Source organism: Flavobacterium sp. (assembly GCF_049240005.1).
In the GTDB taxonomy this organism is placed as follows: domain Bacteria; phylum Bacteroidota; class Bacteroidia; order Flavobacteriales; family Flavobacteriaceae; genus Flavobacterium.
The window spans coordinates 25,887-36,415 of sequence record NZ_JBMLTK010000003.1 but is presented as its reverse complement, the minus strand read 5'-3'; the positions used below and the strand labels follow the sequence as shown (position 1 = coordinate 36,415).

Annotated in this window: 8 protein-coding genes; 6 read left to right on the top strand and 2 right to left on the bottom strand. The window is 40.4% G+C overall.

Translation table 11 applies throughout. The features are described from left to right. Nucleotides 1–293: 293 nt before the first annotated feature. Entirely contained in the window at nt 294–659 is a 366-nt protein-coding gene (locus ACOVQQ_RS00255; RefSeq protein ID WP_421816435.1) for a DUF1304 domain-containing protein, read from the top strand. Nucleotides 660–867: 208 nt separating this feature from the next. Here ACOVQQ_RS00255 and recG read toward each other — a convergent pair whose 3' ends face one another. After that, on the bottom strand, nt 868–2,976 hold the full coding sequence (recG, locus tag ACOVQQ_RS00250; protein WP_421816436.1) for an ATP-dependent DNA helicase RecG: 2,109 nt from the start codon (nt 2,974–2,976) through the stop codon (nt 868–870). A gap of 72 nt (nt 2,977–3,048) precedes the next feature. On the opposite strand from recG, the gene ACOVQQ_RS00245 reads away from it, so the two are divergent. Together ACOVQQ_RS00245 and ACOVQQ_RS00240 are read left to right on the top strand one after the other, a co-directional pair. Next, nucleotides 3,049–5,124: a M1 family metallopeptidase gene (locus ACOVQQ_RS00245; protein WP_421816434.1), complete on the top strand. Its 2,076-nt coding sequence runs from the start codon at nt 3,049–3,051 to the stop codon at nt 5,122–5,124. Between the two features lie 42 nt (nt 5,125–5,166). Then, nucleotides 5,167–6,900 carry a VanW family protein gene (locus ACOVQQ_RS00240; RefSeq protein ID WP_421816433.1) on the top strand — a complete coding sequence of 578 codons (1,734 nt, stop codon included), beginning with the start codon at nt 5,167–5,169 and terminating at the stop codon, nt 6,898–6,900. Nucleotides 6,901–6,947: 47 nt separating this feature from the next. Here the strand turns inward: ACOVQQ_RS00240 and ACOVQQ_RS00235 are convergent, their stop codons facing one another. Further along, complete coding sequence (locus tag ACOVQQ_RS00235) at nt 6,948–7,562, bottom strand: chromophore lyase CpcT/CpeT (protein ID WP_421816432.1); 615 nt, start codon at nt 7,560–7,562, stop codon at nt 6,948–6,950. 118 nt (nt 7,563–7,680) lie between these two features. On the opposite strand from ACOVQQ_RS00235, the gene menA reads away from it, so the two are divergent. The 3 genes from menA to ACOVQQ_RS00220 are packed head-to-tail and all read left to right on the top strand — an operon-like array spanning nt 7,681 to nt 10,489. Beyond that, the gene (gene menA / locus ACOVQQ_RS00230; protein ID WP_421816431.1) at nt 7,681–8,625 is read left to right on the top strand and encodes a 1,4-dihydroxy-2-naphthoate octaprenyltransferase; all 945 of its coding nucleotides are present in this window, start codon (nt 7,681–7,683) and stop codon (nt 8,623–8,625) included. A 1-nt stretch (nt 8,626) separates the two neighbouring features. Next, the gene (locus ACOVQQ_RS00225) at nt 8,627–9,304 is read left to right on the top strand and encodes a metal-dependent hydrolase (RefSeq protein ID WP_421816430.1); all 678 of its coding nucleotides are present in this window, start codon (nt 8,627–8,629) and stop codon (nt 9,302–9,304) included. Then, nucleotides 9,305–10,489 carry a tetratricopeptide repeat protein gene (locus ACOVQQ_RS00220; protein ID WP_421816429.1) on the top strand — a complete coding sequence of 395 codons (1,185 nt, stop codon included), beginning with the start codon at nt 9,305–9,307 and terminating at the stop codon, nt 10,487–10,489. The last annotated feature ends 40 nt before the right edge of the window (nt 10,490–10,529 follow it).

Below are 10,529 nucleotides of genomic sequence, written 5' to 3'. Positions count from 1 at the left end.
CCGCGTTAGGGGTTGCAGCGGAAATCTTATTTTTTGATCCGCGTCGGGCAAAAAAACCCGATAGCTATCGGGGGCAGCGAAAGACCCGACGGCGCCTGATTTGTTTCTTGGGTACTGAGGCGCCGGAACGCCCAAATAAAAAAACGTATCTTAGTTTCAAGATGCGCGAAGCAATTAATTGTTTTGGAATTAAATACAGATATTTGACTACATTCACGCAGAGCTTTTTTAGCTGATTAGATAACTCGATCAGCTGTGTGTTAGTTTAATGAGAACCCAATAATGATTGAAAAATGAACATACTTACAAAAATCTTAATCGGAATAATTGCTCTGGAGCATTTGTATATCCTTTATTTTGAAATGTTTGCATGGGAAACCATCGGCAAGCGAACTTTTAAGTCGTTGCCCGGAGATTTATTTAAACCTACTAAAGCTTTAGCCGCAAATCAGGGCTTGTACAACGGATTTTTGTCGGCCGGATTACTGTGGTCAATACTAATCTCGGATATAAATTGGTCGAAAAACATTGCGCTCTTTTTCTTAATTTGTGTGTCGGTTGCCGGTATTTATGGCGCATTCAGTGCCAGTAGAAAAATCTTTTTTGTTCAGGCATTGCCGGCCATAGTCACAATTTTATGTTTGTTGCTCTTAAATTAATGACGTGCGTTCGATGATTTTTTTGTTACGTTGCTTAAAATGAGTTTTTTACAGTATTTCAAGGGAATACAAGTCCGCTCTTTTAACGTTAATATATCTCATAAACCAGCGTTAACTATTTAAATCAAAAAAATAGAAATTCATGTAATTACTATCAAACTTGAATCATTGAATATCAGGCACTAAAAAGCGACATTAATTCCCGCCGCTACGAAATAAAATTCCACAGATTTTTATCCTGCATAAGTCTGCCAAGATGTTGGCGCGTGCTTTCGTGTTCTGGCAAAACCAATCCCGGGTCGGTTTGGAGTAGGCGCGTGGCAAAAATGCGTGCCTGCTGTAATACCGCCTTGTCTTTAACTAAATCGGCTATTTTTAATGCCAAGATTCCACTTTGCTGCGTGCCCATTAAATCTCCCGGACCACGCAATTCCAAATCAACTTCCGCAATTTCAAAGCCATCGTTGGTGCGAACCATCGTTTCCATGCGCTTTTTGGCTTCTTTCGATAACTTGTTGCCGGTCATCAATATACAGAAACTCTGTTCGGCACCGCGACCCACACGTCCGCGTAACTGATGCAATTGTGAGAGTCCGAAACGTTCGGCATTTTCGATAACCATTACGCTGGCATTCGGTACGTTAACACCAACTTCAATCACCGTGGTGGCCACCATAATCTGGGTTTGTTTTTCGATAAAGCGCTTCATTTCAAAGTCTTTTTCGGCAGGTTTCATTTGTCCGTGCACAATCGAAATGGCGTAATCCGGCAACGGAAACTCCCGACTCAGCGTATCAACTCCTTCCATCAAATCTTTTAAATCGAGTTTTTCCGACTCGCGAATCAACGGATACACCACGTAAATCTGCCGTCCTTTTGCAATTTCACTACGCATAAAATGATACAAATTGCCCCGTGCCGACTCAAATTTATGCAGCGTTTGGATGGGTTTTCTTCCGGGCGGCAGTTCGTCGATTACTGAAACGTCGAGATCGCCGTAAAGCGACATCGCCAAAGTGCGCGGAATAGGAGTGGCGGTCATTACCAAAACATGCGGCGGAACAACGCTTTTCTGCCACAGTTTTGAACGCTGCGCCACGCCAAATCGGTGTTGCTCGTCGATTATCGCCAACCCCAACTGTTTGAACTGTACAGTATCTTCGATAAGTGCATGCGTGCCTATGAGCATATCCAACGAACCGTCGAGCAGCATCTCGTGAATTTCTTGACGCTGTGCTTTTTTGGTCGATCCGGTTAACAGCCGTATGTTCAAACCGGCAGGTTTCGCCAATTCGGTTAAACCGGAAAAATGCTGATTCGCCAGAATTTCGGTCGGAGCCATCAAGCACGATTGAAAGCCGTTGTCTTTGGCTAAAATCATGCACAACAAAGCCACTATGGTTTTTCCGCTGCCTACATCGCCTTGCAACAGTCGGTTCATTTGCGCGCCTGTTGCCATGTCTTTGCGAATTTCTTTAACCACACGTTTTTGCGCATTCGTTAATTCAAAGGGCAAATGATTGTGGTAAAACGTATTGAAATTATCGCCAACCGAATTAAAAACATAGCCTTTAATGCGTTGTTTTTGAACGATATTTTTCGTGATAAGCTGCAATTGAACAAAGAAAAGCTCTTCAAATTTCAACCGACTTTCCGCTTTCGTTAATTGATCGGGCGATTTTGGAAAGTGCATCGCAACCATAGCTTCACTTTTCGAAACCAAGCGTAATTCTTTGCGAATTTTAAGTGGTAAATTCTCCTCAAAGGGCTGGTTAGCCATCGAAAAGGCGTGTTCTAAGGCTTTGGAAAAAATCCGATTGCTGATACCGCGGTTGTTTAATTTTTCGGTACTCGGATACACAGCTTGCAAGCCCGATTTTAAACCAATTTTGTGCTCTTCCAACGATTCGATTTCGGGATGTGGCATCGAATACGTATTGTTGAAATATTGCAAGCGTCCGAAAATTACCATTGGTTTTCCGGGAATTAGCTTTTCAATGAGGTATTTATATCCTTGAAACCAAACCAATTCCATAACGCCTGTTGCGTCGGCAAACGTGGCTACCAAGCGTTTTCTGTTTTTTCCGAACGGAACTTCTTTTATACTGGTGATTTGACCAATAATTTGTACTTCGGCAAGCGATTGTTGTAGCTCGTTAATCTTGTAATAACGCGTGCGATCGAGGTAGCGGTTCGGAAAAAAATACAATAAATCTTGAACCGTTGCTATTCCCAATTCTTGACGAATAACAACAGCGCGCTGTGGGCCAACGCCTTTTAGAAACTCGATGGATAATTGTAGTAAATCGGCTTGCATCAAAAGCGAAGATATATTTTTTCGCTTGTACTCGGATGCGATTTTTCCGTAATATTTTTCGAACTTTCCCACATGAAAAAGTTGCTAATTTTCCTTGTACTGAGTTGTTTTAGTTTTTCTGCGAAAGCGCAATCGCAAATCGATTTCCTTTCCGCAAAAGCCACACTGCAATTCGACTTTGAAAAACAATCGGTTTTTGGTTCGGTTTCCTATAAAATTAAGGTTTTAAAACCTATGGATACCTTGAAAATTGACGCCAAATCGATGCAGTTTTCCGATGTGCTATTGAACAAGAAAGTTGCCGTATTCCAAAGCTCCAAAAAAGCACTTCTCTTACCTGGAACATTCAAACCTGGTACGTATCATTTACAATTCAATTATTCGGCAACGCCGCGTCAGGCTCTGTACTTCACGAATATCAATAATCAGCAGCAAATTTTCTCGCAAGGACAAGGGAAATATACGAGTCACTGGTTTCCAAGTCCAGACGACCAACGGGATAAACTCACGTTCGACGTTTCGTTCATCTGCGAAAGCGGAAAAACAGTAATTAGCAACGGCGCACTAAAATCGAAAACCAATGTTGCCGGAAAAACTCAGTGGAATTATGGCTTTAAGAAACCCATTAGCGCCTATTTATTTGCTATTGCTGTGGGCGATTTTGCCAAGATAGACGTACCTGCGATTAATAAAACAAAACGCGAGCTGTATGTAAAAAGTAGCGAAACTCATTTAGTGGAAAGTACGTACCAACATCATAGCGAGATATTTACGTTTTTGGAGCGGAAAATAGGTTTGCCGTATCCTTGGGAAATTTACCGACAAGTTCCGTTAGAAGATTTCTTGTATGCGGGTATGGAAAACAATACTTGTACGTTTTTTGCACAAGATTATGTAACCGATGCTGTTGGCGCGCACGACAAACCGTATGCCAATGTGCATGCTCACGAATTGGCGCATCATTGGTTTGGCAATTTGGTTACTGCCGAAAATCCGGAAGATCACTGGCTTCACGAAGCATTTGCCACGTATTACGCTCTGTTGGCAGAACGCGAATTGTTTGGCGATACGTACTTTTCGTTTGCTTTGTTAGAATCGGCGCGCGATATAGCTGCATTTCACAAAAAGAAACCAGAAGCTGTAGTGAGTACGGGCGCTAGTTCGCTGACGTATTATCAAAAAGGTGCTTGGTGTTTGTTTTATTTGAATCGACTTTTGGGTGATGAAACGTTTGATAAAATCGTTTATACGTATTTAAAAACCTATGCATACAAGACGGCAACAACCGCAAATTTCTTGGATTTAGTTAAGAAGAATTCGAAAATCGATGTTTTAAATTTTGAGAAGAATTGGTTGAGAAATCCGAATTTCGATACGGCCGAAGCATTAAATACGCTCAAGAAATTTAGTCCGGATGTTCGTGAATATTTGGAAACTTCGGCTATAATTAACGGAAAAGATGTTTCAACTGAAGCTTTACGTAATTTGTATAAGTCATCAAATATCAGCGAAATACGTAGAGAAGTTTTATTGCAAGCCGATAAGCTAAATGCAACAGATCGTTACGAGCTGATTAAGCTAGGTATTGCGGATATCGATTGGGAAAATAGGCAATTGGCTTTAGCTTTAACGGATTCGATTGCGAAGGGCGACTGCGATTTCTTTGCAAAAACCTTGACCGATTCGTCTTACGTAACGCGGGAAATAGCATTGAAGAAATTATACTTGTATTGTCCGGAGCAGCGAATAACGTATTTGGAAGCTTTAAAAGATCAAAACGGTTTACACGATTATAACGTTCGCATTTTTTGGCTGACCTTGGCTTTGAAGTCGAAGTCGGGCAGTAGTGAAATGCAGCTTAAATATTACGATGAATTGTTGAGCTACGCCGGGGAAAATCAGCCAACCGAACGCCGACAAAATGCATTTACGGCGCTCTTCTTTTTAGATGCATCGGACAAGGGCACATTGCGTTTATTGCCTACAGGTTTGTCGAATCATCGTTGGCAGTTTGTAAAATTTTGTCGCGATAAGATTCGCGAATTGCTGCAGCAAGAAAAATACAGGCTGTTTTTCGAGTCGGAATTACCGAATTATAGTGGGCGTGTGAGTACGGAACTTAAACGATTGTTGGAGGAGAAGAAATAGAAAATTGGTATTACTTTTGATAACAATTTCTAAAAAGTTATAGTGGAGCAAAAATTAAAAATCGAGAAGCACAGCTTGTTTCAAACCTGTCTTTTTAATCTAAAAACTAGTGTTTTTATTTCTGCTCGACTTGTAAGAAATGCAACAAATCCGTTGCCGAAATTTAATCTGAGTAGTCAAACTTCCGATGATCCTATTGTAGCAGAATCGAAAAGTGATTTATGGAACCCATTTGACAATTCGGACAACTGGATTTTAACAGCCGGAAAAATAGAAAATCTGCGTATTGCAGCCCGTAAACTGAATGGTTTGGAGGTTAAGCAAAATCAAATATTCAGTTTTTGGGCGCATGTGGGCAAGCCAAGTTCCTTTAAGGGTTATGTAACAGGGAGAGAAATTCGAGAAGGTTGTCTTGTACCTACTACTGCCGGAGGCCTTTGTCAGTTATCAAACGCCTTGTATGATGCTGCTTTAACGGCAAATTTTGAAATTATAGAACGTCATAAACACACAAAAGTAATTCGGAATTCACTTGCGGAAAAAGATCGCGATGCTACAGTAAAGTGGAATTATGTTGACTTGCAGTTTAAGTCGCAATTTAACTATCGTTTAGAAGTTGAGCTAACAGCAACACAGTTAATCGTCAGATTCAGAGGATTTAAGAATGATCGTATAAATGAGAATCAAGACGTCAAACACTTTACTCAGCAAAGAGTGGATGATTGTTTTTCATGTGGAAACATTAAGTGTTTCAATCATTCGGATCAATCGAATAAAAAAAGTAGTCATTCGAAAACGACTTTCATATTAGACGAACGCTGGCCAGAATTTGATAAGTACATTTCAGAAACTTGCCAACAAACGGATATGTATATCATTCCCTTAAAACTTCATAAATTGTTTACAACCAAAAGATACGAATGGAGTATTTTGAAGGGGAAGAGAATTCGATCTACCAATAAATACGGTCTTTTGAGAGCCATAAAACTGCGAATGGTTTCAAAGCAAAACAATGTATTTGAGACTTTTATGAAGTTTGATAAACTAATTAGTAATGCAGCAATCCGGAAAATTCCCGTTTCAAGTACGCATGTAGTGATTTCTCAGAATTTTCTTCCATTTTTGTGGGAATCAGGGGCTTTAGGTGGCCGAACCTATGATGTTTTAATGACAAGATTGCCACTTGCAGAACTTCATTCGAATTTAGACCGAGCTTTGCAGAGTAACTCTCAGAGCAAAACATTATCAGATTATAGAGCCGACAAAAGAATTGTAGAGTCAGAAAAAAAAGCACTTGAGGGCGCTCGTTTACTTATTTCACCGCATACCGAAATTCACCGTCTTTATCCCGAAAAAGTAGTTAAACTAGATTGGGCACTACCAAAAATTCAAGAGCCAAAGAAAGCTGGCAAAAAGATTCTGTTTCCAGCTTCATTGGTGGGAAGAAAGGGTGCTTTTGAAATAAGAAAGTTGTTAAAAGATGAGCCAATAGCCATTTCTATTTCCGGTAAGTTTACTGAAGGTATGAATTTCTTAAAAGGCCTCGATTATCAAGAATTTAATGGCGACTTCAATGAGATTAAACTTGTGATTTACCCAGCTCACATAGAAAATCAGCCGCGACAATTACTAAAAGCTATTTCTATGAACATCCCCGTTATTGCATCCACTGCTTGCGGAATTCCACCTTCAGAACTAGTACGCCTTTTTGAAACTGGAAACTATGAAGAATTCCGGACAGCTGTCATCCAATTTACATCAGGTACTAGCAATTGAAAATTACACCACAATTGATGTAAATCGCTAATTCATAAAATTTCAATTTATTTCACTTTCAAAAATTCATAACCGCCTTTTTCAGCGCCCCAAACCTGTTTTCCAGCGGCGTCAAATCCTTGGTCCCAAGACAAAATACTGTTTTTAGTTACGGTAACTTTTGATGTGGCATACGAGGCGCCGCGCAATTCACTTGGGCACGATTTTTCGCCAGTGGCTCCGCGAAGGGTGTTCTTTGAAACGCGCTCTAAAACTACTTCGCAACCGCTCTTCAGTTCGAGATCGGCTTCTGTTAAAGCATCTAATAGTGATGGATCGGTATATTTTCCAATCCACGCTTTTTCATCTTTCAAAGTGTAAATTTCACTAACGATTTTCCCATCGGGACGTTCCGACAGTTTATAAATTCGAACGCGATACGGTTTGTCTTGTTTTGAAGCCAGCGCTTGTTCTACATACAAATAGGCGCCTTTTGATTTCCAAATTGGCGTCATGCGAAGTGAAATATTGAAATACGTACTGTCTTTTTTCGACTGTAATTCAGAAGTATAATGTCCTTGCATGATTTCCACCAAGTTTTTAAATGCTTTCGAAGGCTTTTGGCTTTGCGCGGAAAGGAAACTACTACTCAATAAAACAAGGAATACCAAAACTTTTTTCATAATCTAAAAATTTGGCCAAAGATAAGCAGAGCAAATAATTCTAAAAGATAAATTGATGGTAACAAAACACAATTGCATTTTTACTTTGTAAGTTTGTAGCAACTAACTTTTCCTGTACATGAAACATTGGATCGAAGCAGCACGAGTACGAACTTTACCGCTGTCTGTTTCCGGAATAATCCTAGGAAGCTTTTACGCTATTTCACACGCAACGTTTAATTGGTGGATTGTAACTTTCGCAATAACAACCACCTTAGGTTTACAAATCTTGTCAAACTTTGCCAACGATTACGGCGACGGCGTAAAAGGCACCGACAATCAAGACAGAATCGGACCCCAACGCGCCATTCAGAGTGGTGTTATTTCGCCAGCGGAAATGAAACGTGCCATGATTCTAACTTCAGTTTTAACGTTTATTTCTGCCGTAACACTAATTTATTTTTCGTTTAAAGATCGCTACCTCTGGTTTAGTCTTGTGTTTTTGATCTTAGGCGGACTAGCCATCGCATCAGCTATTCGTTACACCGTTGGTTCATCAGCCTACGGATATCGCGGTCTGGGCGATGTTTTTGTTTTCATTTTTTTCGGCTGGGTGAGTACAATTGGTATTCATTTTATGTTTGTGAAAGAACTCGACGCACAGCTTTTCTTGCCAGCAACCGCCATAGGTTTTTTGAGCGTTGCCGTTTTGAATCTCAATAACTTACGTGATCAAATTTCTGATGCAGCGGCCGGTAAACGAACTTTAATTGTAAAACTTGGCGCTAATTTCGGACGTAAGTACCACTACTTTCTAATTTTATCATCGCTAATCCTGGTTTTAATATTCGCCTATTTGCAAGAATTTCAATTAGATCAATACTTGTTTTTACTTGCCTACATTCCTTTGCTTTTACATTTAAAACGATTCTCAGCTATTTCAAAACCAGCCGATTACGATCCGGAGCTAAAAAAAGTAGCTCTATCCACATTTGCACTTTCAGTTTTATTGGCACTTTCGCTAATTTTCTTCTTCCAAGACATCTTTATTCAAATCTTTAAATCTATCTCAAACGCTTTATAATATGAAAATTACGTACTTAGGACATGCATCGCTTGCTATTGAGGTTAATGGTGTTTCCATTTTGGTCGATCCTTTTATTAGTCCAAATCCTTTGGCAGCACACATCGATATCAATGCATTGAAAGCAGATTTCATTTTACTGACGCATGCACACGGTGATCACGTGGCCGATGTTGAGGCTATCGCAACACGTACACAGGCAACCATCGTATCGAACTTTGAAATTGCCGATTATTACGGTAAGAAAGGCTTAAATCACCATCCGATGAATCACGGCGGAAGCTGGAAATTTCCGTTTGGAACCGTGAAATATGTAAATGCAATTCACTCTAGCGCGTTTCCCGACGGTACCTATGGCGGAAATCCTGGAGGATTTGTCATTGAAGCGGCTGGAAAAAGCATTTACATTTCGGGCGATACTGCGTTGACGTTCGATATGAAATTAATTCCGCTTCGAACTAAACTCGATTTGGCAGTATTTCCGATTGGTAACAACTTTACGATGGATGTAGCCGATGCAGCTATTGCAGCCGACTTTGTAGAATGCAACAAGGTGTTGGGCATACATTTTGATACGTTCGGATACATAACCATCGATCAGGAAGCAGCAAAGCAACATTTTGCCGAAACAGGTAAAGAGTTAATCTTGCTGCCAATTGGCGATTCAATCGAGATTTAAATGAAAAAAATACTGTTCGCTTGTTTACTTTTTACTGGAGCTGGCTTTGGGCAAAATGCTACGGGATTTTGGGACAAAGACCGTTCGTTTACCAAAGAAATTAAGTTGAAGGCAGGCGACAGGCAGGTGGTGGCAGTTACTGATTTTCCGACCGGAACTACCGAATTTGTTTACCGAATCACGGTTCTCGACGAAAATCAGCAACTGTCTAACAACCTTTTTTCTCTATTAAAATCAATTCCCGATCCGAGCGGAATCAGCCAGGGAGCAGCGGGCGGCGTTTTTCTGCTCTCAAAAGTGAGTGGAAGCGATAAATGCCGTTATGCGCTTTTTGGCGATGCTGCCGATGCCGACAAATTTCAGAAAACGGGCACTTTAAAAAACGCTTGCTACTCAGTAACCGACGCACTTTCAAAAGATGCGGGTCGCTTGTTTGGCAAGAACTTTTCCTGTACAGCCAAAAAATTATATATCGGTGTTGAAAGCGACAATTGGTTGTTTTCGCAAAAAATTGTTTTGGAAGTTGTGCCTTGGGTTGATGCTCGTAAAAGCAGCGGTTGGACAGCAGCGCGTAAAAAAGAGATCATCGCTCTAGCAAAAGAGGGAGGAGTTGCCAATAAAATGTTAAAGCCAAACGAATTTTGCAGCTGTATTTTAGAGAAAATTTCGGCGCAGTACACCTATGAACAGTACACCGAATTGCTCGCCGAAGAGAAAATGCGTTTGTACAGCAAGTCGGGAAGTTTGTGTTTGTCGCAAAAAGAAAGTAACGTCGGAATTCTCGCCGCAATTCGCAAAGATGTTCAACAATATATTGACAAAGAGCAGTTTGAAAAAGCTGTGAGTTTGCTAGAAACAACTATTTTCGAATACAAATTGCAAAAAACCGAAGATGTTAACAGCCTGGCACGTGCGTTTATTTTTTCCAAGCAATTCGATAATGCACTTCAGATTTTCGCGGCTAATCCGAGCCTGAGCAATGTTGAAACTAAAATACTTCACGGCCATGCACTTTTACTGACAGGTGAGAAGCAAGAAGCAGTGGATAAATACAAATCGGTTATTACACAGCAAGTTAGTTCAAAAATCAGCGCGCGTAAACTCATCGAATCAGATTTCGCGCAATTCGCAAAATGGAAAGAAATAGACACCAATTTTGAGCGCATTTTAAGCAAGCTCGATTAATTCAGCGACCTAACTGCAGTACTTTCTCATTTTTTTATTT

Bases quoted from the DNA above. Each gene is read 5' to 3' on its own strand.
- ACOVQQ_RS00255 (WP_421816435.1), top strand. From the start codon at position 294: ATGAACATACTTACAAAAATCTTAATCGGAATAATTGCTCTGGAGCAT.
- recG (WP_421816436.1), bottom strand. From the start codon at position 2,976: ATGCAAGCCGATTTACTACAATTATCCATCGAGTTTCTAAAAGGCGTT.
- ACOVQQ_RS00245 (WP_421816434.1), top strand. From the start codon at position 3,049: ATGAAAAAGTTGCTAATTTTCCTTGTACTGAGTTGTTTTAGTTTTTCT.
- ACOVQQ_RS00235 (WP_421816432.1), bottom strand. From the start codon at position 7,562: ATGAAAAAAGTTTTGGTATTCCTTGTTTTATTGAGTAGTAGTTTCCTT.
- menA (WP_421816431.1), top strand. From the start codon at position 7,681: ATGAAACATTGGATCGAAGCAGCACGAGTACGAACTTTACCGCTGTCT.
- ACOVQQ_RS00225 (WP_421816430.1), top strand. From the start codon at position 8,627: ATGAAAATTACGTACTTAGGACATGCATCGCTTGCTATTGAGGTTAAT.
- ACOVQQ_RS00220 (WP_421816429.1), top strand. From the start codon at position 9,305: ATGAAAAAAATACTGTTCGCTTGTTTACTTTTTACTGGAGCTGGCTTT.